Below are 26,508 nucleotides of genomic sequence, written 5' to 3'. Positions count from 1 at the left end.
ATGACCGACCTTGACCTCATCCGCAATTTCTCCATCGTGGCCCATATCGACCACGGCAAATCCACCCTGGCCGACCGGCTGATCCAGATGACGGGCACCGTCGCCGAACGCGACATGAAGGCCCAGCTTCTGGACAGCATGGACATCGAGCGGGAGCGCGGCATCACCATCAAGGCCAACACCGTCCGCATCAGCTATCCGGCGAAGGACGGGCGGACCTATGTGCTGAACCTGATCGACACGCCGGGCCACGTGGACTTCGCCTACGAGGTCAGCCGGTCCATGCGCGCGGTCGAGGGATCGCTGCTGGTCGTGGACGCGTCCCAGGGGGTCGAGGCGCAGACGCTGGCCAACGTCTACCAGGCCATCGACGCGGGCCACGAGATCGTGCCGGTCCTGAACAAGATCGACCTGCCCGCCGCCGAACCCGAGCGCGTCAAGGACAACATCGAGGAGGTGATCGGCATCGACGCCTCGGACGCGATCCCGATCAGCGCCAAGACCGGCCTGGGCATTCCCGACGTGCTTGAGGCCATTGTCACGCGCCTGCCCGCCCCCAAGGGCGACCGCGACGCGCCGCTCAAGGCGATGCTGGTGGACAGCTGGTACGACGCCTATCTGGGCGTGGTGGTGATGATCCGCGTCATGGACGGCGTGATCCGCAAGAACGACCGGGTCAAGATGATGCAGACCGGCGCGGTCTACGGCATCGACAAGCTGGCCGTTCTGACCCCGCAGATGGTGGACATCGCGGAACTGGGACCGGGCGAGATCGGCGTCTTCACCGCATCCATCAAGCAGGTCCGCGACACCCGCGTGGGCGACACCATCACCCACGAGAAGAAGGGCGCGACCGAGGCCCTGCCGGGCTTCAAGCCCGCCCAGCCGGTGGTCTTCTGCGGCCTGTTCCCCGTGGACGCCAACGACTTCGAGGCCCTGCGTGACGCCATCGAGAAGCTGGCCCTGAACGATGCGTCCTTCAGCTACGAGATGGAGACCTCGGCCGCCCTCGGCTTCGGCTTCCGCTGCGGCTTCCTGGGTCTGCTGCATCTGGAGGTGATCCGCGACCGGCTGGAACGCGAATACGACCTGGACCTGATCACCACCGCGCCCTCGGTGGTCTTCAAGCTGCACATGCGCGACGGAGAGGTCCGCGACCTGCACAACCCCGCCGACATGCCCGACCTGACCCATGTGGACCATATCGAGGAGCCGCGCATCAAGGCCACGATCATGGTCCCCGACGAATACCTGGGCGACGTGCTGAAGCTGTGCCAGGACCGCCGCGGCATCCAGCTGGACCTGACCTATGCGGGCAGCCGCGCCATGGTCGTCTATGACCTGCCCCTGGCCGAGGTCGTGTTCGACTTCTACGACCGGCTGAAATCCGTGACCAAGGGCTACGCCTCGTTCGATTATCAACTGTCGGAATACCGCGAGGACTTCCTGGTCAAGATGTCGATCCTGGTGAACGACGAGCCGGTGGACGCCCTGTCGATCATGGTCCACCGCGACCGCGCCGAGGCGCGCGGCCGGGTGATGGTGGAAAAGCTGAAGGAGCTGATCCCCCGGCACATGTTCAAGATCCCGATCCAGGCGGCCATCGGCGCCCGCGTGATCGCCCGCGAGACGTTGAGCGCGATGCGCAAGGACGTGACGGCGAAGTGTTACGGCGGGGACGCCACGCGCAAGAAGAAGCTGCTGGAAAAGCAGAAGGCCGGCAAGAAGAAGATGCGCCAGTTCGGCAAGGTGGAGATCCCGCAAACGGCGTTCATTCAGGCGTTGAAGATGGATGGGTGAGAAGTCACCCATCTCTTTATCATAGGTAACGCTTGCTAATATCTCGAGCTGCTGAGACTATTTCAGGAAATAAGCTCTTCGTGTTTATATTTAGCTGATCTAAGTGAGATCTAATTTCCTCTTTCTTGTCGTGCGGTATTAATATTTTTTTAGTTTTGCTGAAGTTTCTTGAGCGATTTAGACCTGTATACTCCAAGCATCCTGCCACTATAAAGGCGCCAGACTGGGCTATTATTCTTCGATTGGCCTTATAGGGAAGGGCTAAGTAGTACCTTCTTAGGTCTAAAGGGTCTACATTATTTAAAAAATATGGTTTTTCCATCCTAACAAACTGGCACAGCTTTTCACAGGCAGGAGTTTTTCTAAATTCCTCCTTTTGCTTATCCGATTTACAATCCTTGCTGTTTTTCTTTAAATCGTCTAAATCTTTATCGGACAATCTAGACAGGTTGGATATTAAGCTAATTATATCGCTATCGGCATTCTTGGTTCGATCCTCTTCTACATCAAAAATGTACAGAACTCCGTTCTTTGGCATGCTGTCATCCCCGATATGATTTTCAGTTGAGAAGAACAGGGCAACAAGAGGATTAAGGGAAACATCCAGTATACGCGTTGGTAATTCATAGTGCTGAGCTCTAACTAGCTTCTCAAACATCGTGCGATCTTCATAGAAATCACCTGGTGTTTCCAAGAACAAATCAGAGAGCATCTTGGATTCAGCGTTCTCTGAAGTCTTTCTAAATACACTAGGCTTTACAGGCCAATCTACGTTTTTTTGACCACGAAAGCAGCGCGTGACGCATTTGGCAGGAGGAACCTTGAAAATCTCATTTAGGAATTTATCAACAGAGTGCACTTCGATAACTGGTTCTGACAAAATATCACCTTCTTCTGAGAATAACGTTGTAGTAAATTCATGATACTGAGCAGAGTTCACCTTCGCAAGTTTAGTAAGCGTAGGGCGGGGTTCCACCCCACCGTCTCCCCCCCTCGTGAACCGCGTCTTAATCGCGCCCTACCGCGCGGAATAATCGCAATCCCCATCCGGCAGCGGCCGGATGCAATGCAGATGATCCGGCAACACGACTCACGCGCCGATCCCGAACGGCCGTTCCGCCCGTGTCACCCTGACGGCTTTGCACAACACCTTGGCCTGATCGACCAGCAGACGCCCGCCATGCTGCGCCAGGGCGACGGTGAGAAAGATCGGAGCGCCAGACAGACACGGGCGGAAACGGCGCGGCATACGCTCGTCATCGCGCTCCGACGCCAACAAGCCGCTAATCGGAATACGGCACGATCACCCGGCAAAAGCTGCCCACCGCCATGCTGACCGGGATCGAGCCGTCGCGCGGGCCGCTGCCGAATTGCGACAGCCCCGCGCCGGGGGCCGCCCTTGCCTCGTCCAGCGTGAAGACGATGCCGTCCCCCGCCCGGCGCGGCTTGGGCGAGGCGCGCCAAAGGCGCGTGTTTCCCGGCGCCCCCATCGCGCGCTGCACGAAATCGCCCGCCGCGCACCAGTAATCGGTGTCGCCGCGCCGGATCTCGTGGAGGACGGTGATCTCGGACGGGCCGGTCTGCACCGCCGTCATGCCGTTCTGCGCGGTAAAGGCCGCGGCCGGCAGGGGCAGCAGCAGCGGAGCAAGAAACATCAGTCGCATCGCATCCTCCTGAACTGGAACCGCGGTTGCCGCGCGATTGTTTCGCAGGAACCTTCTTCTCGGAGCATGATCATGCATCTTCGAATGTTCCTGATTCACATCTGGGCCGCGTCCATCGCCGGGGCGGTGGTGATTGCGGGGCTGGCCATGGGCCATGTCGCCGCCGCCACCTTTATGTGGGGCGCGATCCTCGGCCTGGTTCTGGGCGTGCCCGCCGCGCTGCTGAACTGGGTATACCTGCGGCCCAACCGCTCGCGCGAGATCGGCTGGACCTGGCCGATTGCCAACCGGATACGGGCGGCGGCCAAACAGCACCCAAAGACCCGGTAAGCGCAAAGGCGGCCCCGAAAGGCCGCCTTTGATCCGTCTCACATCGCTTCGGCGCTTTCCTGCTGGATCACCTGGCCGGCCGTCGAAACGTCCTCGCCAAAGCCCTGCGCGGTCTGGCATCCGGCCAGCGTCAGCATCGCAAGGATCGCCCCAAGTCCGACAAGCGTCTTCTGCATCCGTCCAAACTCCTTTGCCATGATCTGCGACCGAACGCGGTTTTGCCCGGGCGGTTCCGCAGGTCAGAAAGCCACGCCGGACCACAGCGCGACATTGGCATAAGGCGTGAATTCCCCGGTGCGCACGACGGCGCGCGCATCGCGGCTCAGGGCCTTGAAGGCGCCGTGCGCGACAATGGCGGGCGTGCCCAGGCCGCGCGCCTGCAAGGCCCGGGCCAGATCCTCGCCCGCCTCGCCGGCCCAGGCGGACCGTTCCACCACCAGTTCGGCCAGAACGGCATCCAGCACGTCGAGAAACCGGGGGACGCCGCGCGTCACCGCAAGATCGATGCAGCGCACGCCCGGCGGAACCGGCAGGCCCGCATCGCCGATCACCAGCAGATCGCCATGGCCCATCGCGGCGATCAGTCCGGACAGTTCCGAATGCAAAAGGGCGGTGCGTTTCATGGCCTAACCTTCGGGCAGAGTTTCGGACAGATAGCGGATCATGTTGCCGCCCATGACCTTGGCGATCTGGGTCTCGGTGAGGTCTTCGTCCAGCAGCGCCTGCGTCAGCGCCGCCAGATGCGCCGCGTCGAAGGGCACGCCGACCGAGCCGTCGTAGTCCGACCCCAGCGAAACGTGATCCTCGCCCGCCAGCCGGATGGCGGCAACGACGGCCTCCGCAATATGGGCGGGAGTGCCGCCGCAGACCACGTCGGACCAGAAGCCGATGCCAATCACGCCGCCCTTGGCCGCGATCTGGCGAACCAACTCGTCGTCCAGATTGCGCGCGCTGCCGCAATGGCCGCGGATGCCGGTGTGGGACAGGATCGGGCGGGCCTCGGGGATCGCCAGCACATCCTGCACCATCATGGGCGAGGCATGGGCCAGGTCGATCACCATGCCGCGCTCCATCATGCCTTCCACCGCCTGACGCCCGAAATCCGACAGGCCCGCGCCGGTGCCGCCTTCGCCATGCAGGCTGCCGCCCAGCTCGTTGTCGAAGAAATGCGTCAGGCCCATCACGCGGAAGCCCGCGTCATGCATCACGTCCAGGTTGGCGATGTCGCCTTCCAACGGATGCGCGCCCTCGGACCCCAGGATCGCGCCCAGCACCCGCTGCCCGCCCGCACGCGCGTCCAGCACGGCTTGCAGGTCGCCGCGCGTGCGGATCAGGCGCAGGCGGTCGGGCGCGTCTTCGGCCGCGCGGGCCAGGGCCTCGGCCTGCACAAGGGCGCGTTCGCGCAGCGAAAACCACGACCGCACGGGGCGCAGCTGGCCCATGAACAGCGGCGTGATGTTGTCGGGGGCATCGGCGCTGTTTCCGTCATAGTTCTGGCCGCGCGGGCTTTTGGTGACGGTGGTGAAGACCTGCACCGCGACGTTGCCGTCCAGCAGGCGCGGCACGTCCGTGTGTCCCCGGCCGGCGCGGTCCAGGATGTCGCGGTCCCACAGCAGCGCGTCGGAATGCCAGTCGCCGATCACCAGCCGGTCGTGCAGCGCCTGCGCCCGCGCCGACACCGGCCAGCCTTCGGCGGGCATCCGCAGCGGGTTCAGCGCCCGCTCGACATAGCCCGGGGCGAAGACGAAAAAGGCCGCAGCCGCCAGCACGACCAGCAGGGCGGCGCCCGCGAGGATCCGCTTCGACATCGCCTAGGCGTCCAGGGCTTCAAGCTCGTCGATGAAGCCTTCGATCATCGACAAGCCCTTGTCCCAGAATTCGGGGTCCGAGGCATCCAGTCCGAAGGGCGCCAGCAGTTCCTTGTGGTGCTTCGATCCGCCCGCCGCCAGCAGGTCGAAATACTTTTCCTGGAAATCCGGCAGCCCGCCTTCGTAGGTCGCGTAAAGCGCGTTCACCAGGCCGTCGCCGAAGGCATAGGCATAGACGTAGAAGGGCGAATGCACGAAATGGGGCACATAGGTCCAGAAGGTCTCGTATCCCGGCATGAACTCGAAAACCGGGCCCAGGCTTTCGGCCTGGACCGACATCCACAATGCGTTGATGTCGTCGGGGGTCAGCTCGCCCTCGGCGCGGGCGGCGTGCAGCTTGCATTCGAAATCGTAAAAGGCGATCTGGCGGACAACGGTGTTGATCATGTCCTCGACCTTGCCGGCCAGAAGGGCCTTCTTTTCGGCAGGGTCGGCGGCCTTGGCCAGAAGGGCGCGGAAGGTCAGCATCTCGCCAAAGACCGAGGCCGTTTCGGCCAGCGTGAGCGGGGTCGAGGACAGCAACTCGCCCTGGCTCGCGGCCAGCCGCTGATGGACGCCGTGGCCCAGCTCATGCGCCAGCGTCATCACGTCGCGCGGCTTGCCGAGGTAGTTCAGCAGGACATAGGGATGCACGGTCGTGACGGTCGGATGGGCGAAGGCGCCGGGCGCCTTGCCGGGCGTCACGGCGGCGTCGATCCAACCCTTGTCGAAGAACGGCCGCGCCAGTTCCGCCAGCCGGGGCGAAAAGCCCGCATAGGCGTCCAGCACCGTTTGCCGCGCCTCGTCCCAGCCGATGGTCCGCGCGGGCGCGGTCGGCAGCGGCGCGTTGCGGTCCCAGACCTGCAACTTGTCCAGGCCCAGCCATTTCGCCTTCAGCGCGTAGTAACGGTGCGACAGGCGGGGATAGGCGGCGGTGACGGCGTTGCGCAGCGCCTCGACCACCTCGGGTTCGACGTGGTTCGACAGGTGGCGGCCGGTCTGCGGCGTGGGCATCTTGCGCCACTTGTCCTCGATGGCCTTTTCCTTGGCCAACGTGTTGTGGATGCGGGCGAACAGCTTGACGTTCTTGCCGAACACGGCGGCCAGGGCCCGGGCCGCCGCTTCGCGCCGCGCGCGGTCGTGGTCGGTCAGCAGGTTCAGCGTGGCTTCTAGGCCCAGGGTCTCGCCCGCGACCTGGAACTCCAGCGCGGCGGTGGTTTCGTCGAACAGGCGGTTCCAGGCGGCGGCGCCCACGACCGACGTGTCGTGGAGGAACTGTTCCAGTTCGTCGGAGAGCTGGTGCGGGCGCATCGCGCGCATCCGGTCGAACACGGGCTTGTAGCGCGCGGGTCCGTCGGGGGCCGCGAAGACCGCCTCGTAGGTTTCATCAGGGATGCGGTTGAATTCCAAGCTGAAGAAGACCAGCGGCGTGGTGATGTCGGTGATGCGCCCTTGCAGGTCACCCATCATCTTGGCGCGCGCGGCGTCCACCGTGTTCTGGTAATAGCGCAGCCCCGCATAGGACATGATGCGGCCTGCGGTGATGTCGATCTTCTGATAAGCCTCGATGCAGGCCAGCATCTCGGGTGCGGACAGATCGGCCAGCCGGCCCCGGTAACGGGCGGCGAAGTCGCGCGCCTCGGTTTCCAGCAGGGCGATGTCGGCGGTCAGTTCGGCCGAATCCGGCGCCGGGTAGAGATCGGTCAGATCCCATGCGGGAAGGGTGCCAAGGTCGCTGCCCGATGCGGGGTCAGCGGCGTCGAAGGTCGGTTGTCCAGCCATGCGGGATCCTTTCGTGCTTGCGCCCAGATGTAACCCGACGCGGCCCGGGCGCAAGGCTTGCCAGGATCCTACAGCGTCATAAAGGCCGGCGCATGGCGGATGGCGCTGCCCTTGGGCAGGTCGCCGATCATCTGCATCGCCAGACCCGCATAGGGCGAGGACAGATCGGCGGGCCTGAACCCCAGCGGCCCGTAATAGCCCGGCGCCCCCACCACCACGACCGAGGCCGTGTCGGCCCAGGTCACGGCCTGATGCACAAGCGCCGCGCCGATGCCAAGCCGCTGCGCCTTGGGCGCGACGGCCAGCGGAGCCAGCGCATGGGCGGGGGCGGCCGCCTCCAGCGGCGACAAGGCGACATGGCCCAGGACGGCGCCCGCCGCGTCCGCCACCAGCGACAGCGACAGGTCGCCATCCTCGCGCAGCCTGCGCACCAGCCGCGCCTCGTCGTCGCCGCCGAAGGCGTCCCGCAGCAGGGCGTCGATGGCATCCAGATCCTGGCGCGTTTCGCGGCGGATGACCGGGATCACGTCGCGGCGCTGGAAATCCCGGCCGATCGCGGCCCCCTCGCGGCCCCATGCGCTGTTCCCGATCCGCGCGCCATGGGCTGCGAAGGCCTCGGCATCGACGAACAGTTCCGACAGGTGCCAGACCAGCGGATCCTCGTCCTGCCAAAGGTCGAAACGCAGGCAGCCCGGTTCCTTGCGGCTGAGCCGGATATGATCGGGCAGCAGCGACAGCGCCGTCATGGTCTGGCCCGCGTCCTGGCAGATCAGCCGCCCGGTCAGCCCGACCATTGGCGTCTTCAGCGCGACAGGCGTGCCCTGCGCGCCATGGTGGTGGCGGGGATGATGGTGATGGCCGCAGGCGCAGGTCATGGGGATCTTCTCGGAAAGGCGGGTTGCGGAACTTGTCGCCTGAAACGGGGCGAAGATAAAGGCTGCCGGGTCAAAGGCCGCGGGTCAGACGATCCCGCCGCCGCCGCCCGCCGCTTGGGGGCGCCGCGCCGCGACCCGCGCCCGCCAGCCCGAGGCGCGGTAGGCCGCGACCGGGTCGATGGCCGCGCCCGCGCGCAGCCGCGCCGTTTGCAGGATCGGATCGACATCGGTGCGGAACGCCGCGCGCAGCGTGGCCGCCGCCATCAGCGCGTCGTTTTCCGCCTGGAAACCGGCCAGGGCCGCGCGGTCCACCAGCGACGCCTGGACGTAAGCGCGCTGGATTTCGACGGCGGACACGATCAGGCTTTCGATGGGGTCGGTGACGTTGTGGCTTTGGTCGATCATGTGCGCCAGATCGAGACCGGGGGCGTCCTCCAGTTCGACCAGCTCGTTCCAGACCAGGAACAGGCGGAACGGCTCGACGGTGCCGCTGTCCAGGTCGTCGTCGCCATACTTGCTGTCGTTGAAGTGAAAGCCGCCCAGCTTGCCCGCGCGGATCAGGCGCGCCACGATCATCTCGATATTCACGTTGGGCGCGTGGTGGCCCAGATCCACCAGGCATTGCGCCTTGGGGCCAAGCTCCTGCGCGGTCATCAGGCTGGTGCCCCAGTCCTGCACCACGGTGGAATAAAAGGCGGGTTCGTAGATCTTGTGTTCGGAAAAGATCCGCCAATCGTCCGGCAGCCCGGCATAGATCGCCTTCATCGAATCGAGATAACGGTCGAACTGCCGCGACAGCGAGGTCTGGCCCGGAAAGTTCGAGCCGTCACCGATCCAGACCGTCAGCGCGCGCGATCCAATGGCCCGGCCGATCTCGATACATTCCAGGTTGTGCTCGACGGCCTGGCGGCGGGTCGCGGCGTCGGTATGGGACAGCGATCCGTATTTATAGCTGCGCCCCTGGTCCGGCTGGTCCTGGAAGGTGTTCGAGTTCATGGCGTCGAAGCCAAGCCCGACCTCCTCGGCCTTTTCGCGCAGCAGGGCAGGGTCGGCCTTGTCCCAGGGGATGTGCAGGCTGACGCGCGGCGTGGCCGCCGTCAGCGCGTGGATCACGCCGCAGTCGTCCAGCTTGTCGGTGATGCTTGCAGGCTCGCCCCCGCCCGGAAAGCGCGCAAAGCGCGTGCCGCCCGTGCCGGTGCCCCAGCTTGGCACGGCCACGCCGAACGACATGGCCCGGGCGGTCAGCGCCTCGATGTCCAGGCCCCGGCGCGCCAGCCGCGCGCCCAAGGCATCGTAGTCGGCGGTCAGGTCGGCCTGCCGGGCGGCGTTTTCCGCCTCGATGATGGTCCTGTCGATCATGGCCATCACCGCGTGAAGGCCTGGACGTTGCCCGCGTCCACGTTGAGGATGTTGCCCGTCGATTTCGCCGACAGGTCGGAGGCGAAGAAATACACGCCCTCGGCGATGTCCTCGGGCAGGACCGACCGCTTGAGCATGGACCGCTTGCGGTACATCTCCTCCAGCCCCTCCTTGTCGGTGCCGTATGTGCTGGCGCGCTGGTCCAGCCATTCGCCTTCCCAGATGCGCGACCCGCGCAGCACGGCGTCGGGATTGACCACGTTGACGCGGATGCCGCCTTCGGCCCCTTCCAGGGCCAGGCAGCGGGCCAGATGGATCTCGGCCGCCTTGGCGGTGCAATAGGCCGACGCGTTGGGGCTGGCGGCAAGGCCGTTCTTGGAGGCGACAAAGACCACCGCCCCGCCGATGCCCTGCGCGCGGAAGGCGCGGAACGCCTCGCGGCTGACCAGGAAATAGCCGGTGGACAGGATGTCCATGTTCTTGTTCCACAAGGCCAGCGACGTGTCCTCGACCGGCGCGGACGAGGCGATGCCCGCGTTCGACACCAGGATGTCGATGCCGCCGAACTCGACCGCCATGTCCGCATAGACGCGGGCGACCTGATGTTCGTCGGTGACGTTCATGGGCGCGCTGCGCACCATGTCGCGCCCGAACCGGCCCGCCAGCCCGTCATGGGCGGTCTTCAGCGCGGCCTCGTCTATGTCGGCCAGCATCACGCAGGCGCCTTCGCGCAGGAAGCGTTCCGCCGTGGCCGCCCCGATCCCGCCCGCGCCCCCGGTGACAAGCGCCACCCGGCCCGCCAGCGACTTGGGCTTGGGCATCCGTTGCAGCTTGGCTTCCTCCAGCAGCCAGTATTCGATGTCGAAGGCTTCCTGTTCCGGCAGGCCCTGATAGGTGCTGACCGCCGACGCCCCGCGCATCACGTTGATCGCGTTGACATAGAACTCGGCCGAGATCCGCGCCGTGGCCTTGTCCCCCGCGAAGGTGATCATGCCGACGCCGGGGACCAGATAGACCACCGCGTTCGGATCGCGCAGGGCCGGGCTGTCGGGGTGCTTGCAGCGGTCGTAATAGGCCGCGTAACCGTCGCGGTAATCGGCGACGGCCTTGTCCAGCCCGGCAACCGTCGCGTCCAGGTCGGGATCGGCCGGGTCGAAATCGACCACCAGCGGGCGGATCTTGGTGCGCAGGAAATGGTCGGGGCAGGACGTGCCCAGGGGGGCCAGCGTGTCCAGCATCCTGGACCCCACGAATTCCAGCACCGCAGGCCGGTCGTCGAAATGGCCGACCTTGTGGCGGTCCCCCGAGATCAGCCCCCGGATCGCGGGCATCAGCCGCGCGGCGATGTCGCGGCGCTGCGCGGGCGGCAGGGTGGGCCGCGCCGCGCCGCCGAAGGCGGGCTTGTCGCCGGTCGTGCGATCAAGCCAATCGGCGGCCTTGTTGATGATCGCCAGCGTGGTCAGATAGCAGTCCTTGGCGTTGTCGGCCCAGGTGAACAGCCCATGGCTTTCCAGCACGCAGCCCCTGGCCTGCGGGTTCTCGACAGCGAACCTTTCCAGCCACAGGCCCAGTTCATAGCCGGGCTTCTTCCAGGGCAGCCAGCCGATCTCGTCCCCGAAGATCCGGCGCGTCAGGTCGCGCGAATCGGCCGAGGCCGCAATGGCGATGATCGCGTCCGAATGAACGTGATCGACGTGCTTGCGCGGCACATAGGCGTGCAGCGGCGTGTCGATGCTGGCCGCGCGCGGGTTCAGCCCGAAGGTGCAATGGGGCAGATAGGCCACCATCTCGTCCTCGTGCGCCAGGCCGCGATACTTGCCCTTCAAGGCGCGCAGCCTGTCCATGTAGAGCGTGGCGAACCCGTCCATGCCCATCGAGCCGATGTCGCCGCCCGAGCCCTTGACCCACAGAACCTCGACCGCCTCGCCGGTCAGCGGATCGGTTTCCATCACCTTGGCGCTTGTGTTGCCGCCGCCGTAATTCGTCACCCGCTTGTCCGACCCCAGCAGGTTCGAACGGTAGAGCAGCTTCTGCGGCTCGGTCATGGACGCAGCCTTGGCGTCGTCCCACAGGCTTTCCAGGCGGTTGGCGGTCAGGCTGTCTGTCATCGGGTCCCCTCCCAGGAACGGCGGATTGCGCCGTGCTGACCAAAGGAATGGCGGCGAAATGCGCCAAAGTCAATCATCAGCAATCATAACCAATCATTATGCAGGTGCAGAAACGATGATTATGCGCAAACATGATTGACAATGCGCGAAACTGAAGGGATGCTGGCGGTCAGAGGGGAACACATGCTGGAAACGGAACGCCACCGCATCATCCTGTCCGCCGTGGGCGAACGCCCGGTGGTGACGGTGGCGGACCTTTGCGCCCTGACCGGCGCGTCCGAGGCCACGGTGCGCCGCGACATCGCCCAGCTTCACCTGGCCAAGAAGCTGCGCCGGGTGCGCGGCGGGGCCGAGGCCATCGCGCCCCCCGCCTTCGCTGGCATCAACGCCCGGCCCTTCGCGGTCACGCAGACGATCAACATCGCGCAGAAACGCGCCATCGCCCAGGCGGCGGTGGATCTGTGCGCGGACGGCGACGCGATCATCATCAACGGCGGCACGACCACCTTTCAGATGGTCCACCCGCTGACGACCAAGCGGCTTCAGGTCTTCACCAACAGCTTTCCCATCGCCGAACACCTGCTGAAGCAGTCCAAGAACACCGTGCTGGTGCCCGCAGGGGCGATCTATCGCGAACAGAACATCATCCTGTCGCCCTTCGACCAGGACGGCAGCAACCACTTCTACGCCAGCCGCATGTTCATGGGCTGCCGGGGCCTGGGTCCGCTGGGACTGATGGAGGGCGACCCGCTGCTGATCCAGGCCGAACAGAAGCTGATCGGCCAGGCCGACGAGCTGGTGGTGCTGGCCGACAGTTCCAAGTTCCGCGAACGCTCCAGCCTGCTTCTGTGCCCGCTGACCCGTATCGGCACCGTCATCACCGACGACGGCATCGACGACCGCGCGGCCCGGATGCTGGAGGCCGCCGAGATCCGGCTGATCGTGGTCGAACCCGCATCGGACCGACGAAAACGCGCCGAGGAATAAGGCGCATCTGCTCATAAGGGGAGGAAACATGAGCATTCTTCGCAGCATCCTGACGACCGCCGCCGTCGCAAGCGCGCTGATGACGGGCACCGCGCAGGCGGAAACCACCCGCATCGCCCTTGTGGTCAAGGCGCTCGGCATCGGCTTCTTCGAGGCCGCCCACAAGGGCGCCGAAGAAGCCGCCGCCGAGCTGGGCGATGTCGAGATCATCTATACCGGCCCGACCGACACCACCGCCGAAGGCCAGATCGAGGTGATCAACAGCCTGATCGCGCAGCGCGTGGACGCCATCGCCGTTTCGGCCAACGACACCGACGCCCTGGTGCCGACGCTGAAAAAGGCCATGGACCGCGGCATCACCGTGATTTCCTGGGATTCCGGCGTCGCGCCCGAGGGGCGGATGATGCACCTGGATCCTTCATCCGCGCCGCTGATCGGCAACACCATCATCAAGCTGGCCGCCGACCACCTGCCCGAGGGCGGCGAGGTCGCGGTGCTGTCGGCCACCACCACATCCACCAACCAGAACACCTGGATCGAGGAGATGAACAAGGTCGCGGGCAACTATCCCAACGTCAAGGTCGTGGGCACGGTTTACGGCGACGACCTCGCGGACAAGTCCTACCGCGAGGCCCAAGGCTTGATGCAGACCTATCCGAACCTCAAGGCGATCATCGCGCCCACCTCGGTCGGGATCGTGGCGGCGGCGCAGGCGGTGACGGATGCGGGCAAGATCGGACAGGTGAACGTGACCGGCCTGGGACTGCCCTCGGAAATGGCGGGCCACGTGAAATCGGGCGCCTCCAAGTCATTCGCGATCTGGAACCCGATCGACCTGGGCTATTCCGCGACCATGATCGCCTATCACCTGGCCAAGGGCGAAGCCAAGGCCGAACCCGGCGCGACCATCCCCATCGGCCGCATGGGCGAGGTGACGCTGGACAACAACAACACGGCGGCCATGGCCGATCCCTTCACCTATGACGCCAGCAACATCGACCAGTTCAGCTCGATCTTCTGATTGGCCCGCCGCCCCCGCCGGGGGCGGCGCTTCCCGCAAGGACAAGAACCCATGCAGGCTGATCCCCGGCCGCAGGACGGCGCGGCCCCGGTGCTGTCGCTGCGCGGCATCGTCAAGACATTTCCCGGCGTCCGTGCCCTGGGCGGCGTGGTCCTGGACCTGTATCCCGGCCAGGTGACGGCGCTGATCGGGGAAAACGGCGCGGGCAAGTCCACGGTCGTGAAGGTTCTGACCGGGATTTACCAGCCCGACGAAGGCGAGATCCTTCTGGACGGCCAGCCGGTCCGCTTTCCGACCGCGCAGGCGGCGGGGGATGCCGGCGTGACCGCGATCCACCAGGAAACCGTGCTGTTCGACGACATGACGGTGGCGGAAAACATCTTCATCGGCCATGCCCCGCGCACCCGGCTTGGCCTGATCGACCGCCGCGCCATGCGCGACCGTGCCCGCGCCATCCTGCGCGGCATCGGCGCCGATCTGGACCCCGCGACGCGCCTGCGCGATCTGGGGATCGCCAGCAAGCACCTGGTGGCCATCGCCCGCGCGCTGTCCATCGACGCCCGCGTCGTGATCATGGACGAACCCACCGCCGCCCTGTCCCACAAGGAGATCGCCGAGCTTTACGAGCTTGTCGAAAAGATGAAGGCCCAGGGCAAGGCGATCCTGTTCATCAGCCACAAGTTCGACGAAATCTTCCGCATCGCGGACCGCTGGACGGTGTTCCGCGACGGGCAGTTCGCGGGCCAGGGCCGCATGGCCGACGTGACCGAGGGCCAGCTTGTGCAGATGATGGTCGGCCGCTCGGTGGACCAGATCTATCCCAAGCGCCCCGCGCGCATCGGCGAGCCGGTCCTGACCGTGGCCGGATACTGCCACCCGACCGAGTTCGCCGACATCGCCTTTACCCTGCGCCGGGGCGAGATCCTGGGCTTCTACGGCCTGATCGGCGCGGGCCGCAGCGAGGTGATGCAGGCGCTGTTCGGCATCACCAGGCCGTCAAAGGGCGCCTGCCGCATCGACGGTCGCGTGCTGGCGATCCGGTCCACCGCGCAGGCCGTGGATGCGGGCATCGTTTATGTCCCCGAGGACCGCGGACGGCAGGGCGCCGTCAAGGGCCTGCCGATCTTCCAGAACGTCACCCTGCCGTCGCTGCGCAGGACCGGGCGGCACGGCTTTCTGCGCCTGGCCGAGGAGTTCAGGCTGGCCCGCGACTACACCCGCCGCCTGGACCTGCGCGCGGCAAGCCTGGATCAGGACGTGGGCCTGCTGTCGGGCGGCAACCAGCAGAAGGTGGTCATCGCCAAGTGGCTGGCGACCAGACCGCGCGTCATCATCCTGGACGAGCCGACCAAGGGCATAGACATCGGGTCCAAGGCCGCCGTTCACGACTTCATGTCCGAACTGGCCGCCGAAGGGCTGGCCGTGATCATGGTCAGCAGCGAGATCCCCGAGGTCCTGGGCATGTCCGACCGCGTGATCGTCATGCGCGAAGGCCGCATCGCCGCCGAATTCGAAGGCGACCAGATGACTCCCGAAAATCTCGTCCGCGCCGCCGCCGGGATCGGCCAGCCACGGGGACAGGCCGCATGAGCATCCTGAAATCGCGCGAAACGATCCTGGCGCTTGCCATCGCCGCCCTGCTGGCGGCGGTCGCCAGCCGCTTTCCGGGCTTTGTCGCCCCCGCCAATCTGGCGGGCGTGTTCACCGACACCTCGCCGCTGATCCTGCTGGCGCTTGGGCAGATGGCGGTGATCCTGACGAAATGCATCGACCTGTCGGTGGCGGCGAACCTTGCGCTTTGCGGCATGGCGGCGGCGCTGATGAACGGGGCGGGGGTGCCGCTGCCGCTGATCCTGCTGGCGGTAGTGGCGCTTGGCGCGGGGCTTGGCGCGGTGAACGGGCTGCTGGTCTGGAAACTCGGCATCCCCTCCATCGTCGTGACGCTGGGCACCATGACCATCTATCGCGGCGCGATCTTTCTGATGACCGGCGGCGCCTGGATCAACGCCCACCAGATGAGCGAGGGCTTCAAGGCCTTTCCCCGCGCCGTGATCGGGGGCCTGCCGGTCATGGCCTGGATCGCCGTCGCGGGCGTGGCGGGGGTGGCGCTGCTGCTGACGCGCACGCCGCTGGGCCGGGCCTTCTACGCGGTCGGCGGCAACCCCCATGCGGCGGTTTATGCCGGAATTTCGGTGGGTCGCACGCAATTCGCGGCCTTTGTGCTGTCGGGCGCCTTGGCGGGGCTGACCGGATACCTGTGGGTCGCGCGCTATGCTGTGGCCTATGTGGACATTGCCGGGGGGTTCGAACTGGACGTGGTGGCCGCCTGCGTGATCGGCGGCATCGCCATCGCGGGCGGGTCGGGCACAGTCGCGGGCGCGGTCATGGGCGCGCTGTTTTTGGGCATCATCAAGAACGCCCTGCCGGTCGCGGGCATCTCGCCCTTCTGGCAGATGGCGATTTCCGGCACGGCGATCCTGGCGGCCATCGCCTTCAACGCCGCAAGCCGGCGGGAACCGGGCCGCATCATCCTCAGACAAGCCGAGGCCGCCGAATGACAGCAGCCCTTCGCCCGGAACGCCAGATTCCCGATCGCCTGACCAGCCCCGCCGCCCGCGCCCTGAAAAGCTGGGAGGCGCTGCTGGCCGTGGTCGCCGTCGGCATCTTCGTCCTGAACGCCTTCGCCTCGCCCTATTTCCTCGATCCCTGGAACCTTTCGGACGCCAGCTTCAACTTCACCGAAAAGGCCATGATCGCCTTCGCCATGGCGATGCTGATCGTCGCGGGGGAGATCGACCTGTCGGTGGGCGCGATCATCGCCCTGGCCTCGACCGTGATGGGGCTGGCGATGACGGCGGGGGCGGGAACGCCGGTGCTGGTGGTGCTGGGGCTTGCGACGGGCCTGGCTTGCGGGGCCTTCAACGGGCTGCTGGTGGCGCGCTTCGGCCTGCCCTCCATCGTTGTGACCATCGGCACCATGAGCCTGTTCCGCGGCATCAGCTTTATCGTGCTGGGCGACGGGGCCTTCACCGGATACCCCCCCGGCTTCGCCTGGTTCGGGCAGGGCTATGTCTTTTGGGTGATCACGGTGGAACTGGTGATCTTCGCGGCGGCCGCCCTGGCCTTCGGGGTGCTGCTGCACCGCACCAGCTTCGGCCGCACCGTTTTTGCCATCGGCAACAACAGCGTCGCCGCGCGGTTTTCGGGCATCCGCGTGGACCGGGTGCGCTTTGTCCTGTTTCTGCTGACCGGGCTGATGAGCGGCATCGCCGCCGTCTGCCTGACCTCGCGCCTTGGATCCACACGGCCGTCGATCGCCTCGGGCTTTGAACTGGAGGTCGTGACCATCGTCGTCCTGGGGGGCGTCAGCATCCTGGGCGGGTCGGGCAGCATCGCGGGCGTGGTGCTGGCGGCCATCGTGATGGGGCTGGTGACATTTGGCCTGGGGCTGCTGAACGTGCCGGGAATCGTGATGTCCATCGTCGTGGGCGCGCTGCTGATCGCGGTGATCGCGGTGCCGCGCCTGTGGTCCATGGCACGGAGAGGATGATGCAGCGATACGCCTTCCGCATGATGCTGAACCCCGGCATGGCCGACGAATACCGCCGCCGCCATGACGCGATCTGGCCGGAACTGGCGGCGCTTCTGAGGCAGGCCGGGGTGCGGGACTACTCGATCCACCTGGATCCCGAAACCAATGCCCTGTTCGGGATCCTGACCCGCCCCGACGATCACGGCATGGACGATCTGCCCGCCCATCCCGTCATGCAACGCTGGTGGGCGCACATGGCCGACATCATGCAGACCCGCGACGACAACGAACCCGTCGCGGTTCCCCTGGTGCCGATGTTCCATCTGCCATGACCCGCGTCGCCGTGATCGACATCGGCAAGACCAATGCCAAGCTGGCCCTGGTCGATGGCGACACCCTGGCCGAAATCGCCGTTGCCACCCGCCCGAACCGCCCGCTGCCCGGCCCGCCCTGGCCGCACGCGGACCTGGAGGGGCATTGGCAATTCTTCCTGCACCACCTGGCGGCGTTCCACGCCGCGCATGGCGTCGATGCGATTTCGGTCACCACCCATGGGGCGGCGGCGGTTTTGCTGGACGCCCAAGGGCGGGCCATGCCGATGCCGGACTATGAACATGCCGGTCCCGACGCGCTGGCCGCCGAATACGACGCGCTGCGGCCGGATTTCGCGCGGACCGGCTCGCCCCGGCTGCCGATGGGCCTGAACCTGGGCGCGCAACTGCACTGGCTGCTGGCAACCGATCCCGGGCTGCGGAACCGCATCGCCCATGTCCTGACCTATCCGCAATACTGGGGCTGGCGGCTGACGGGGGAACCGGCCAGCGACGTGACCTCGCTGGGTTGCCATACCGACCTGTGGGATCCCTGGCAGGGCCGGTTTTCGGACCTTGTGGACAGGCTGGGCCTAGCGGGCCGCATCGCGCCCGCCCGCAGGTCCGACGAGACGCTGGGAGGGCTGACCGCGCCCGTCGCCGCCGCGACCGGCATTCCGGCGGGCACGCCTGTCGCGGTGGGCATCCATGACAGCAATGCCTCGCTTTATCCCTATGTGCTGGGGCGCCGGGCACCCTTCGCGGTGGTCTCGACCGGGACATGGGTGGTCGCAATGGCCGTGGGCGGCGATCCGGTCGCCCTTGATCCCGCGCGCGACGTGCTGGTGAACGTGAACGCGCTTGGCCAGCCCGTGCCCTCGGCCCGCTTCATGGGGGGGCGCGAATACGAACTGATCCGCGCGGGAAGCACCGCCATGCCGGACAGGGCCGGACGCGACCGCGCGCTGGCGGCGGGGCTGATGATCCTGCCCGCCATCGAGCCGGGATCAGGGCCGTTCCGGGGACGCGCCATGGAATGGCTGGGCGCGCCCGCGCCGGAGGGGCAGCGGACGGCCGCGCTGTCCTGGTATCTGGCGCTGATGACGGGAACCTGCCTGGATCTGGTCGGCGCGCGCGGCCCCGCCATTGTCGAGGGGCCTTTCGCCCGCAATCCCGATTACCTGGACATGCTGGCCGTTCTGCGCCCTGAGGGCGTCGAGGTCGCGGCCTCGAGCACCGGAACCTCGGTCGGGGCGGCGCTGCTGTGCCTGGGCGCAGCCCCGGCGCCCCGCACCACCGCCCGGCTTGTGCCGGACCATGCCGGGGCGCTGCGGGATTACGCGGCGCTGTGGCGCCGGCGGGTCATTCCCACTCGATTGTTTACTTTACGGCATAACTAATTGAAAAACAAAGAGAAAAATATTTTTGAGAGATCGTATACCGTTGTACCCACCGTCAAAAAGATATCCTCTTGAAATCACTGGGTTTTTTCGACTGATCGGCTCAAAAAAATTCGCCATCTATCGCCGGTGACGGCCGCTGCTCCAACTCGCGGAACAGACAGCGAATGTCTTCGCAAGAGCTACATCATACCGACCCGCGGTTCAATTTTCCATCTTAGCCGAGGGATACGGGAAGCGTACAAAGGAAATGGTCTGATGAGGGGAAAGCTTTCCCCTGCGGCCGAGCCAAGGTCTCTGCCGGTCCCTTCTGCGGGGAGCCCCCGCAACGCCCCCTTTCAGAGGGCGGGCGCGTACGCCATGATGACACACGATCTTGAAAATCTGGGAGAGTTCGCGTACATCCTGAACAAGTACAACTCACAAGGAAGACGGAGATGCCCCAGGCAGCCGTGGATGACAATAAGCGCATGAACCTGCGAGTTTCGCCGGAAACCAAGGCCAAACTCGTGCGTGCCGCTGCGCTCCGCAACACCGACCTGACCAATTTCGTCACTCAAACCGCCCTGCGGGAAGCCGAGGCTGTCATCGAGGCGGCCGAGATCGTTCGCCTGTCTGCGCGCGATCATGCGCGCGTGCTCGAACTCTTGGAAAATCCCCCCAGGCCCAATGCCAAGCTGCGGACGGCAATAGCAGCGTTGCCTGATACTCTATGACGCTGCCGGCCTGGAAGGAGGAAGCAATCGCGAAATCGCATGATCGCCAGTCCTTCGACTGCGGCGATCCGGCGATGAACGATTTTCTTCGACGCTATGCGCGTCAAAGCCACGAACAGAATGCCTCGAAAACCTTCTGCGCGATCGACGTCGCCACGCCCAACCGCGTGCTCGGCTTCTACACGCTCGCCCCCTCTGCCGTGGCGCACGAGGACGTGCCGGCGTCGATGACGAAAGGGCTGGCTCAGCACGAGGTTTCCGGCTTTAAGCTGGCCCGGATCGCAACCGATGTCACAGTCGCGGGCCTCGGCCTGGGCGGTCAGCTTCTCGCAACTGCGGCGCTTCGTTGCCTGCGTATCGCGTCCGAGGCCGGCGGCGTGCTGCTGATTATCGACGCCAAAGGCGAACGTGCGGCTCAATGGTACGCCAGCTATGGAGCCGAGCCGCTTCAGAGTCGGCCGCTCACATTGGTCATGCCGCTCGCCACCTTCGCCGCCGATCTCAAGGGTAAGGGTCTTCTCTGACGGTCGTTCACCCGACGTAAAATGCTTAAGATGAGTGGGAGCAAATGCCGGCAACTGCGTTCTCAGTAAGGTTCGCGCGCGAGCTTGATGTTGATCAACTGGCGATCTTGATGACAGGCCAGCAGCCGACGTCATCACGCGACGGAGCTGAACTTCTCAGCGCTTCTGGCGATGCGATCCGCTCCGACATTCAATGTTCATCGTGCGGAAAATTCGGTGCTCACATTGTTCGCTCCGGAAGGTCGCGGGCGTCGAAGGCGATTCTCCGACAAGCCCACTTCAGGTTTGTCGATCCGAATGGTGGCGACGCCCACCATCCATTCTGCGAATTCCACGGGAACGACGAAACTCGTTCGACCCAAGATAGCCTCCTCGACTTCGGATCGGAAAAAGCGCGGAAACAAGAGCCATCCGGCTGCTGGTATGTAAGGGTATCGAGCAAGGCATATTTGACCAGCGTCGTATCAGGGACATGCGGCAGTGGTTCTTCGATCTTAAATCCGCCACCCGCTTCACGGTATCGCTGCCGCTGGAAGCGATTTCCTGGGCGCGCGCTCTTCAGCGTCATCCCCACCATCAGCGCTGGCAGTTCCACCCATCCCAAGCGGAGATGCCAGCCTTCGATTGGAAAGTCGCCGCAAAAAAACAGTTCACCGAAGAGCATCTTGACCTGTTCGAACTGGTGAAGGGCGGATTGCTACCGTTCGAGGACGCGACGTGGCGGCAAGCGATTGAACTTGCCCAGAAAAATCATGGGCGCGAGGTGTTCGACGTCACCAAGCTCCAGTCGTACTACGAGGCCGCAATCTCACTGTGCACCTTCGTCGCCGCGAATGGCGGCATCGATTTCGGCAAGCGGCAGCCCGAAATCTATCGATGGAAAGGTGCGCCAACGGCATTGCTTGCCCTATGCGCGCTTGTGCTGTTCGTCTCCGATTGGGACATGAACGCGGCGATCGCAGCCTTCGCCAAGCTGCTGTGCGCGCCGGAACCAAGCGACGTCGCACTCGGTAACGTCATCGGACTCAACCCCTTTCACGAGTACGGCGCGTGGCGCCTCGTTATCGCCTCCGGCGAGGTCGCCGGCAAAAGCCCGAACGGACTGGATTACAACGCCAGGCTTGCCGCCATCGAGGCCGCACTGCGCGAGCAGCATCGGCAGTGGAAGGAACACCAGCCGTAGGGTCGCCGCAGAGCCGAAGCCTTTAGGCGATTAGTTCTATCTCGCCTGGCTCGAACCACTCCTGCCGTATCATCGCGTCGCGTGCCAGCGTCGGATCAGCGGTGTAGTAAACGACGGCGAGGTTTTGCTCGGCGCGGCTGCAGGTCACGTAAAATAGTCGCCGCGTCCGATCGATGGTCGTCTCCTTCCCGGCCGCTTCATTCTCAAGATCCGTCTTGCTCTTCGCCTTCGTCGCGAAGAGCTTGTCATAAGCGAACATGAAGCCACGGGCTTCATCGTCGCTAACGACAACCATTACCCTCGGAAATTCCAGCCCTTTTACCCCCTGGTGCGTGTCGAACTGCGAGACGCCACGAACGTAGCGATCATATCGCTCGATCTGGTCGAAGGGCGCCTCCAGTGCCAAGCGCCAACCGCCCAACTCGCTTTTGACATCGACTTCCTCTTCCTGGTCGCCAGCGTCACCGGCTGCGTCAATCTCGCCGTCCGAGCCGACGGCATCGGCGGCGGAAAACGGGACCAGCACCTCGGGGATCGTGAAGAGGTTGGTTTCGGCGACATAGCGCAAGACCGAGCGCGCAGTGGGTTTCTGCCCCCTGTTCACCAAGGCCAGCAGGCCATCGCAGGCAGCCTTGACCTTGCTGAGAATGTCGACCTGTTTCTCGCCGGCAGCCTCAAGCGCTTTACGCTCGAGAAGTGGCGATGTGCGCCGAACGACTGCTGCGACGGCAAATCGATCTCCCGCGCGCAGGGCCGCGACTAGCGGCAATATTTCGCGGGTGAAAAGGCCAATGCCCGCACCTGTCCCTTGCAGAAAGCTCGTGCGGATGCGCTCGACCCCGTAGAGAGGCTCGAAGAACGGTTCAAAGCCAAAGCGGCGTGCTGACATCAGGTGTTCCAACGCCAGCGTCTTGATCGCGTCGGCTCCCTCCGCCCAATTCGGATCGCCGGTGATTTCAGCCATTCGTGCAGCGACGGTGGCCTCGGCCGCGCTCTTGTCGGCTATCGCCTGCGAGATGACGAACAGCCGAACAACGCCCTGCTCGGCATCGCTGCGCGGCTGCTGTTCCTCCCCATCCTCACCTCGTCTAATTTTGTTGATGAGCGTGATGACCCGTGTGGGGCAACGATGGTTCATCCGCTTCCTCGGCCTGGCCCAGACCTGCGGGATCGCCTCCGCTAGACGCTCCTTCCATCGGCGTAGATGCGCTGCATCGTGTCGCCGAAAAGTCCGAGGCAAAAGGCGTCGCGATAACGCGCCTCGGTAAGCGCCGAAGATCGGGTTCGCGATCATCGAATATACGCTGTGCGATCGTCAGCAGATCGCGTTCACCGGACGTCTCGAACTCCGTTAGGAGTTCGTTGGCGAGATAGTCGGGATTGCGCATCCAGAAATCGAGTGCCTGCAGGCGCGACTGTGAGTGCAGGACGCAAACAACATCACCTCCCCAGTGGCTCACATTATTTACATCTCCCGCAGCTTGAATGCAGGAGAGCAAGCGAATGGCTGTTTGTCTTTCGCTAGCAACAGCTATTTCTGTCACTTGGAATTCACCCCGCTGCCTATCTTCGCCAATTTTCCTGCCAGAAAGAGCATATATTTTTTATCTACAGAATTATCCTTAAAAAACTAAATGAAGCTGCTATATTCGATTTGAAACAAATACTGAATTTTGGCTAGAGGCTCGGAGAATCGACCGCAGCTTTGTCTCAATCTGTCGAAACCGAATCTAGCGGTAATCTGGAAAATCGCCGTCCTTGAGATAATCCAGCATGTCGGTGTTGGAGAGGACGGCGCTGTAGAACACATGTTCCCAAGCGTTTCGAGTGGGCGCCGCTGCATTGTTGCGAAAGAGAATGAGGTTCGTCTCGACATCGAGGTCCGCCTCGCGGAGGTTTTGGACGAGCCGAAGCAGGCGCTGGTGCTGGTTGCGAAAAAACCGGGCATAGCGCTGAACAATGCCGAGCTCCTTAACGTGTCGGCTAACCAGGGCCTGCTGCGGCGCAGTCAGGAGGGATACCGCACCCAAGTTGAAAGTTGGAGCCTCGAATGGCGGATCGATGGTGATTTCAAGCACTTGGTTCGCCGCGAACACGTCGAAATAGGGATGTAGAAAGAATCGCGGATTGGCAGCGTCGCCTGTCTTTTCCTTTTTGTTTGTCTGGCAGGCATCGCACATTGGAAACAGATTGTGCGGCGTCACGCAGAAATGCGGATACTGGCCCTTTGGCAGATAGTGATCGAGCGTATTGGGCGCGCCCGCCTCGCCGCAGGCCGGGCAGAGCGACAGATCATGATCGCGCATCGCTGCAAGCATCTTGCCCTGGACCGACCCGTCCATTGGCGAAAGATACAGGTTCATGAAGCTGTTCTTCTTGTGCGCAATGTCAGGCCAGGTCGGCACAGCAGCCGGCGATCCTTCCGCATCGATATAGGCTTGGACACAGTCGCGCCAATCCTGCGCGATGCCAGCGAAGAAACCTGCATTTTTACCCCCCTGCCGCTCGGCGACCACGTCGTCGACCATTTGCAGGCTACAGGCGGCGGGCGCGTCGAGCAGCATTACCACTGGCCGCGCTCCGTCGCTTTGATCTGAACGATGAGCTCCTCGTTGATCTCATCGCCCAGTTCCGCGATCAGCGCCTCAGCCGAGCCCAGTTCCTCAAGCTGCTCTCTGATCCAGCTCTCGAACGGTTTCGATACCGCCTTGTCCCCGAAGACATAGGACGAAATCCGCTGGAAATCGCCGCCGAAGGTCTGAAACGGGGGGTGTTTCAGGAGGACATCGTCCTCGGTCTTTTCGAAGACATGAACGCAATCGGACGGAATCTCGCGCACCGTTACCACCGAATGGGTCGCCAGCAACGCCTTCGAGTTAAACCGCGACAGGATTGTCTTGAGCATGTCGACGAACTGAATCTCGAGAGTCGGATGAAGAAACAGCTCCGGCTCATCCACCAGGATTACGCTATTGCGGCGGATCGCGCCCAGGATGTTGATGACGATGTAGGCAAAGAGTCGTTGGCCTGAACTCAACTCAATCGGTTGGCCGTCGAGAAAGAAGATCACGCCGGATGCCATTTCGAGCGCCGCGCTCAACCGTTCATCGTCGAGTTCCTCGACGCGATCGGGCGTGATCGGGATGTATCGTCGTCGATCTTCGCCATCACCAATATCGATTGCGAGTGGATCGACGAGGGCGGTCTCGTGATAGAAGGATTCCTTCCTCTTGCGCGGACCGACCTCGACCGCTGCGTAATCAAAGGCCATCGCCGTCCGCAGGACCCTCTCCATCGTCGCGACCTTGCGAGACCAATCCCGGATCGAGCGCAAGCGCCGATCGTCGGCTAGGCACTGAACTAGGGACTGCGCCGCGTTCCTCTTTGGATAGTCGTGCGACAGTGTGATCCGGCTGCGCTTGCTGGTATCGCTCGGGGTCGTGCAACCACGTAAGCCGAAATAGCGATAGGCCGCTTTATCCTGCAGTTTGCGACCTGCGAGATCGACCGGAAAGCGCTCGAACGGACTATACGAGACCACGACAAGCTGGCTGAGGTTAGGCTTCTCGACGAAACCGCGCTCGTCCTCATCCGAAGGCGAAATCCAGTCCTGCACCATCTGATGCAGCAACTGCGATTTGCCGTAGCCATTTGGTCCGATCAGGACATTGACATCATGTGGGAGCCGGGTCCGGGGCTGAAACTTCAACTTTAGTGTGGTGGCGTTGCCGAACACATTCTCGAACTGAAAACCAAGATCGAGCACCGCGATCGCCTGCCGCTCGAACACCCTCCATCCATCTATGAAGGCCTGCATGCTGGCGCGCTCGCGCTGCAGCGAGTTACGAAAGCCCTCGCTGTTCACAAGGGCCTTGGCGTCGGCGTCGTCTGCGACATGGACGAGATAGCTCGCGTCCCGGAGCACCTTCGCCACCTCGATCGCGGCCTCGATGCCAAGCGCCCCTTCTATCTGCTCATAGAAGGTGATCTCGCCGGGCACAGACACATAGTCAGCATCTGGTATAGGGAAAACGCCGTCCCAGCCCTCGTCTCGGATCTTGTCCAAGGCGGTGCTGGACGTGTGCGCCTCAGCTACCAACAGCCGAAGGCCTGGCAGTTCGACCACCTCGCCGTTCAGTCGACAGGTGACCGGGAAGCTCGTTTTGAAGCCATAGTCGTCCCAGTTGTTCGTCAACAGCTCTATAACGTCGCCTTCGACCTGCGGCGGTGGGTTGGTGTGTCGGCTCGAACGCCCCAGATAGACAACCTGCATTCTCTTTGCCCACCATCTAGGCGCAATCGCCTATCCCCAAGCCAACTCTTCTTGTCGCTAAGTATAGCGAAACAAAAGCGTGAATCTATCTGAGCTTGCATGAATGCGGCGATCACGATCAAGATGCTTTAGTTTTCGATATCCCATCGCCTGATCCAATTTATGCGCCCGGCCGCCGCTCCGCTCTGGCCGGGCCGGTTGCTTGGGGGCTCTGCCCCCTGGCGCGGCGCAAGGGATCGCTGGTGCTCGACCGGGACGGTCTCCCCAGCCTTCTGCGCGGATGCGTGTTTCTCACTCTCGCCAAGAGCTTCGATCCGCTTGTGCAGGCCGGGTGATCCCCCTCCGTCCCGGTCGCCCTTGCACCTTGCACCCCCCGGTCTCGCCGACGGGCAGGGTTGCAGCGCAGCGCTGCGCTTCAACCCAAGCCAAAGGATCAAGACCATGACCACGACCGCCGACACCGCCCCGACCGTTGAACACGGCACGACCGTCTTCATTCCGCTCAACAAGCTCAAGAAGCACCCGAACAATGCCCGCAAGACCCCGCACAGCGAGGCGTCTATCGGGGCGAAGGCGGCGAGCATCGCCGCCAAGGGCATCCTGCAAAATCTGGTGGTGGAGCCGGAATCGAACGGCAAAGGCGAGCCGACCGGCTTCTATCTCGTCAGCATCGGGGAAGGCCGCAGGCTGGCGCAGATGCTGCGCGTGAAGCGCAAGGAGTGTTGATTTCCACCCAGAAGTGACCCAGGCAGGCCCATAATTTCCATTGAGATTTGACCCATGTGACCCTTCCCCG

Annotated in this window: 26 protein-coding genes; 13 read left to right on the top strand and 13 right to left on the bottom strand. The window is 64.0% G+C overall.

Features of this window, described 5'->3' with window-relative positions; translation table 11 throughout:
* Positions 1 to 1,800, top strand: a complete 1,800-nt coding sequence (gene lepA / locus ACFOM8_RS10605; RefSeq protein WP_377761328.1) for a translation elongation factor 4 — start codon at positions 1 to 3, stop codon at positions 1,798 to 1,800.
* A 19-nt stretch (positions 1,801 to 1,819) separates the two neighbouring features.
* On the opposite strand, the gene ACFOM8_RS10600 is transcribed toward lepA, so the two are convergent.
* A complete protein-coding gene (locus ACFOM8_RS10600; RefSeq protein WP_377761327.1) occupies positions 1,820 to 2,740 on the bottom strand; it encodes an FRG domain-containing protein in 921 nt (306 codons plus the stop codon).
* Between the two features lie 343 nt (positions 2,741 to 3,083).
* On the bottom strand, positions 3,084 to 3,464 hold the full coding sequence (locus tag ACFOM8_RS10595; protein ID WP_377761326.1) for a hypothetical protein: 381 nt from the start codon (positions 3,462 to 3,464) through the stop codon (positions 3,084 to 3,086).
* 84 nt (positions 3,465 to 3,548) lie between these two features.
* On the opposite strand from ACFOM8_RS10595, the gene ACFOM8_RS10590 reads away from it, so the two are divergent.
* Positions 3,549 to 3,794 (top strand): hypothetical protein, encoded by a 246-nt coding sequence (locus tag ACFOM8_RS10590; RefSeq protein ID WP_377761325.1) that lies wholly within the window; start codon positions 3,549 to 3,551, stop codon positions 3,792 to 3,794.
* 38 nt (positions 3,795 to 3,832) lie between these two features.
* Here ACFOM8_RS10590 and ACFOM8_RS10585 read toward each other — a convergent pair whose 3' ends face one another.
* The 7 genes from ACFOM8_RS10585 to ACFOM8_RS10555 all read right to left on the bottom strand — a co-directional run bounded on the left by ACFOM8_RS10585 (position 3,833) and on the right by ACFOM8_RS10555 (position 11,765).
* The gene (locus tag ACFOM8_RS10585) at positions 3,833 to 3,970 is read right to left on the bottom strand and encodes an entericidin EcnAB (RefSeq protein ID WP_377761324.1); all 138 of its coding nucleotides are present in this window, start codon (positions 3,968 to 3,970) and stop codon (positions 3,833 to 3,835) included.
* Positions 3,971 to 4,033: 63 nt separating this feature from the next.
* Complete coding sequence (gene rbsD, locus ACFOM8_RS10580; RefSeq protein WP_377761323.1) at positions 4,034 to 4,417, bottom strand: D-ribose pyranase; 384 nt, start codon at positions 4,415 to 4,417, stop codon at positions 4,034 to 4,036.
* 3 nt (positions 4,418 to 4,420) lie between these two features.
* On the bottom strand, positions 4,421 to 5,602 hold the full coding sequence (locus tag ACFOM8_RS10575; protein ID WP_377761322.1) for a dipeptidase: 1,182 nt from the start codon (positions 5,600 to 5,602) through the stop codon (positions 4,421 to 4,423).
* A gap of 3 nt (positions 5,603 to 5,605) precedes the next feature.
* Positions 5,606 to 7,423, bottom strand: coding sequence for a M3 family oligoendopeptidase (locus ACFOM8_RS10570; RefSeq protein ID WP_377761321.1), 1,818 nt, complete (start codon positions 7,421 to 7,423; stop codon positions 5,606 to 5,608).
* A gap of 68 nt (positions 7,424 to 7,491) precedes the next feature.
* Complete coding sequence (locus ACFOM8_RS10565) at positions 7,492 to 8,298, bottom strand: GNAT family N-acetyltransferase (protein ID WP_377761320.1); 807 nt, start codon at positions 8,296 to 8,298, stop codon at positions 7,492 to 7,494.
* Between the two features lie 84 nt (positions 8,299 to 8,382).
* Entirely contained in the window at positions 8,383 to 9,657 is a 1,275-nt protein-coding gene (rhaI, locus tag ACFOM8_RS10560; protein WP_377761319.1) for an L-rhamnose catabolism isomerase, read from the bottom strand.
* A gap of 5 nt (positions 9,658 to 9,662) precedes the next feature.
* Positions 9,663 to 11,765 (bottom strand): bifunctional rhamnulose-1-phosphate aldolase/short-chain dehydrogenase, encoded by a 2,103-nt coding sequence (locus tag ACFOM8_RS10555; RefSeq protein ID WP_377761318.1) that lies wholly within the window; start codon positions 11,763 to 11,765, stop codon positions 9,663 to 9,665.
* Positions 11,766 to 11,948: 183 nt separating this feature from the next.
* Between ACFOM8_RS10555 and ACFOM8_RS10550 the strand changes: the two genes are divergently transcribed.
* From ACFOM8_RS10550 to ACFOM8_RS10505, 10 genes are all read left to right on the top strand, one after another.
* Positions 11,949 to 12,752 (top strand): DeoR/GlpR family DNA-binding transcription regulator, encoded by an 804-nt coding sequence (locus ACFOM8_RS10550; protein ID WP_377761467.1) that lies wholly within the window; start codon positions 11,949 to 11,951, stop codon positions 12,750 to 12,752.
* 28 nt (positions 12,753 to 12,780) lie between these two features.
* On the top strand, positions 12,781 to 13,773 hold the full coding sequence (gene rhaS / locus ACFOM8_RS10545) for a rhamnose ABC transporter substrate-binding protein (protein WP_377761317.1): 993 nt from the start codon (positions 12,781 to 12,783) through the stop codon (positions 13,771 to 13,773).
* A 51-nt stretch (positions 13,774 to 13,824) separates the two neighbouring features.
* Complete coding sequence (locus ACFOM8_RS10540; RefSeq protein WP_377761316.1) at positions 13,825 to 15,363, top strand: sugar ABC transporter ATP-binding protein; 1,539 nt, start codon at positions 13,825 to 13,827, stop codon at positions 15,361 to 15,363.
* Positions 15,360 to 16,331, top strand: a complete 972-nt coding sequence (locus ACFOM8_RS10535; RefSeq protein WP_377761315.1) for an ABC transporter permease — start codon at positions 15,360 to 15,362, stop codon at positions 16,329 to 16,331. Before ACFOM8_RS10540 ends, ACFOM8_RS10535 begins: the two co-directional genes overlap by 4 nt.
* Positions 16,328 to 17,323, top strand: coding sequence for an ABC transporter permease (locus tag ACFOM8_RS10530; RefSeq protein ID WP_377761314.1), 996 nt, complete (start codon positions 16,328 to 16,330; stop codon positions 17,321 to 17,323). The genes ACFOM8_RS10535 and ACFOM8_RS10530 overlap by 4 nt, the downstream gene beginning before the upstream one ends.
* On the top strand, positions 17,323 to 17,637 hold the full coding sequence (gene rhaM, locus ACFOM8_RS10525) for an L-rhamnose mutarotase (RefSeq protein ID WP_377761466.1): 315 nt from the start codon (positions 17,323 to 17,325) through the stop codon (positions 17,635 to 17,637). The genes ACFOM8_RS10530 and rhaM overlap by 1 nt, the downstream gene beginning before the upstream one ends.
* Positions 17,634 to 19,016: an FGGY-family carbohydrate kinase gene (locus ACFOM8_RS10520; RefSeq protein ID WP_377761313.1), complete on the top strand. Its 1,383-nt coding sequence runs from the start codon at positions 17,634 to 17,636 to the stop codon at positions 19,014 to 19,016. Before rhaM ends, ACFOM8_RS10520 begins: the two co-directional genes overlap by 4 nt.
* A 437-nt stretch (positions 19,017 to 19,453) precedes the next feature.
* Positions 19,454 to 19,732, top strand: coding sequence for a type II toxin-antitoxin system TacA family antitoxin (locus tag ACFOM8_RS10515; protein WP_377761312.1), 279 nt, complete (start codon positions 19,454 to 19,456; stop codon positions 19,730 to 19,732).
* The gene (locus ACFOM8_RS10510) at positions 19,729 to 20,256 is read left to right on the top strand and encodes a hypothetical protein (protein WP_377761311.1); all 528 of its coding nucleotides are present in this window, start codon (positions 19,729 to 19,731) and stop codon (positions 20,254 to 20,256) included. Before ACFOM8_RS10515 ends, ACFOM8_RS10510 begins: the two co-directional genes overlap by 4 nt.
* A 472-nt stretch (positions 20,257 to 20,728) precedes the next feature.
* Positions 20,729 to 21,439: a hypothetical protein gene (locus ACFOM8_RS10505; RefSeq protein ID WP_377761310.1), complete on the top strand. Its 711-nt coding sequence runs from the start codon at positions 20,729 to 20,731 to the stop codon at positions 21,437 to 21,439.
* Between the two features lie 22 nt (positions 21,440 to 21,461).
* Here the strand turns inward: ACFOM8_RS10505 and ACFOM8_RS10500 are convergent, their stop codons facing one another.
* The 4 genes from ACFOM8_RS10500 to ACFOM8_RS10485 form a co-directional block, all read right to left on the bottom strand.
* Positions 21,462 to 22,577, bottom strand: a complete 1,116-nt coding sequence (locus ACFOM8_RS10500) for a hypothetical protein (RefSeq protein WP_377761309.1) — start codon at positions 22,575 to 22,577, stop codon at positions 21,462 to 21,464.
* Positions 22,528 to 22,983: a hypothetical protein gene (locus ACFOM8_RS10495; protein WP_377761308.1), complete on the bottom strand. Its 456-nt coding sequence runs from the start codon at positions 22,981 to 22,983 to the stop codon at positions 22,528 to 22,530. Before ACFOM8_RS10495 ends, ACFOM8_RS10500 begins: the two co-directional genes overlap by 50 nt.
* A 186-nt stretch (positions 22,984 to 23,169) precedes the next feature.
* Complete coding sequence (locus ACFOM8_RS10490) at positions 23,170 to 24,003, bottom strand: hypothetical protein (RefSeq protein WP_377761307.1); 834 nt, start codon at positions 24,001 to 24,003, stop codon at positions 23,170 to 23,172.
* Positions 24,003 to 25,712: an ATP-binding protein gene (locus ACFOM8_RS10485; protein ID WP_377761306.1), complete on the bottom strand. Its 1,710-nt coding sequence runs from the start codon at positions 25,710 to 25,712 to the stop codon at positions 24,003 to 24,005. The genes ACFOM8_RS10490 and ACFOM8_RS10485 overlap by 1 nt, the downstream gene beginning before the upstream one ends.
* A 441-nt stretch (positions 25,713 to 26,153) precedes the next feature.
* On the opposite strand from ACFOM8_RS10485, the gene ACFOM8_RS10480 reads away from it, so the two are divergent.
* Entirely contained in the window at positions 26,154 to 26,438 is a 285-nt protein-coding gene (locus tag ACFOM8_RS10480; protein ID WP_377761305.1) for a ParB N-terminal domain-containing protein, read from the top strand.
* The last annotated feature ends 70 nt before the right edge of the window (positions 26,439 to 26,508 follow it).

The organism is Paracoccus angustae (assembly GCF_042648745.1).
Classification (GTDB): domain Bacteria; phylum Pseudomonadota; class Alphaproteobacteria; order Rhodobacterales; family Rhodobacteraceae; genus Paracoccus; species Paracoccus angustae.
This window is presented reverse-complemented; position numbering and strand designations above follow the sequence as displayed.

Excerpts from the sequence above, each read along its gene's own strand:
- rhaS (WP_377761317.1), top strand. The coding sequence starts at position 12,781 with ATGAGCATTCTTCGCAGCATCCTGACGACCGCCGCCGTCGCAAGCGCG.
- rhaM (WP_377761466.1), top strand. The coding sequence starts at position 17,323 with ATGCAGCGATACGCCTTCCGCATGATGCTGAACCCCGGCATGGCCGAC.
- ACFOM8_RS10485 (WP_377761306.1), bottom strand. The coding sequence starts at position 25,712 with ATGCAGGTTGTCTATCTGGGGCGTTCGAGCCGACACACCAACCCACCG.
- rhaI (WP_377761319.1), bottom strand. The coding sequence starts at position 9,657 with ATGATCGACAGGACCATCATCGAGGCGGAAAACGCCGCCCGGCAGGCC.
- ACFOM8_RS10595 (WP_377761326.1), bottom strand. The coding sequence starts at position 3,464 with ATGCGACTGATGTTTCTTGCTCCGCTGCTGCTGCCCCTGCCGGCCGCG.
- ACFOM8_RS10555 (WP_377761318.1), bottom strand. The coding sequence starts at position 11,765 with ATGACAGACAGCCTGACCGCCAACCGCCTGGAAAGCCTGTGGGACGAC.
- ACFOM8_RS10575 (WP_377761322.1), bottom strand. The coding sequence starts at position 5,602 with ATGTCGAAGCGGATCCTCGCGGGCGCCGCCCTGCTGGTCGTGCTGGCG.
- ACFOM8_RS10520 (WP_377761313.1), top strand. The coding sequence starts at position 17,634 with ATGACCCGCGTCGCCGTGATCGACATCGGCAAGACCAATGCCAAGCTG.
- ACFOM8_RS10480 (WP_377761305.1), top strand. The coding sequence starts at position 26,154 with ATGACCACGACCGCCGACACCGCCCCGACCGTTGAACACGGCACGACC.
- ACFOM8_RS10585 (WP_377761324.1), bottom strand. The coding sequence starts at position 3,970 with ATGCAGAAGACGCTTGTCGGACTTGGGGCGATCCTTGCGATGCTGACG.
- ACFOM8_RS10590 (WP_377761325.1), top strand. The coding sequence starts at position 3,549 with ATGTTCCTGATTCACATCTGGGCCGCGTCCATCGCCGGGGCGGTGGTG.
- ACFOM8_RS10565 (WP_377761320.1), bottom strand. The coding sequence starts at position 8,298 with ATGACCTGCGCCTGCGGCCATCACCATCATCCCCGCCACCACCATGGC.
- ACFOM8_RS10510 (WP_377761311.1), top strand. The coding sequence starts at position 19,729 with ATGACGCTGCCGGCCTGGAAGGAGGAAGCAATCGCGAAATCGCATGAT.
- lepA (WP_377761328.1), top strand. The coding sequence starts at position 1 with ATGACCGACCTTGACCTCATCCGCAATTTCTCCATCGTGGCCCATATC.
- ACFOM8_RS10540 (WP_377761316.1), top strand. The coding sequence starts at position 13,825 with ATGCAGGCTGATCCCCGGCCGCAGGACGGCGCGGCCCCGGTGCTGTCG.
- ACFOM8_RS10570 (WP_377761321.1), bottom strand. The coding sequence starts at position 7,423 with ATGGCTGGACAACCGACCTTCGACGCCGCTGACCCCGCATCGGGCAGC.
- ACFOM8_RS10550 (WP_377761467.1), top strand. The coding sequence starts at position 11,949 with ATGCTGGAAACGGAACGCCACCGCATCATCCTGTCCGCCGTGGGCGAA.
- ACFOM8_RS10535 (WP_377761315.1), top strand. The coding sequence starts at position 15,360 with ATGAGCATCCTGAAATCGCGCGAAACGATCCTGGCGCTTGCCATCGCC.
- rbsD (WP_377761323.1), bottom strand. The coding sequence starts at position 4,417 with ATGAAACGCACCGCCCTTTTGCATTCGGAACTGTCCGGACTGATCGCC.
- ACFOM8_RS10500 (WP_377761309.1), bottom strand. The coding sequence starts at position 22,577 with ATGAACCATCGTTGCCCCACACGGGTCATCACGCTCATCAACAAAATT.
- ACFOM8_RS10490 (WP_377761307.1), bottom strand. The coding sequence starts at position 24,003 with ATGCTGCTCGACGCGCCCGCCGCCTGTAGCCTGCAAATGGTCGACGAC.
- ACFOM8_RS10530 (WP_377761314.1), top strand. The coding sequence starts at position 16,328 with ATGACAGCAGCCCTTCGCCCGGAACGCCAGATTCCCGATCGCCTGACC.
- ACFOM8_RS10515 (WP_377761312.1), top strand. The coding sequence starts at position 19,454 with ATGCCCCAGGCAGCCGTGGATGACAATAAGCGCATGAACCTGCGAGTT.
- ACFOM8_RS10505 (WP_377761310.1), top strand. The coding sequence starts at position 20,729 with ATGCGGCAGTGGTTCTTCGATCTTAAATCCGCCACCCGCTTCACGGTA.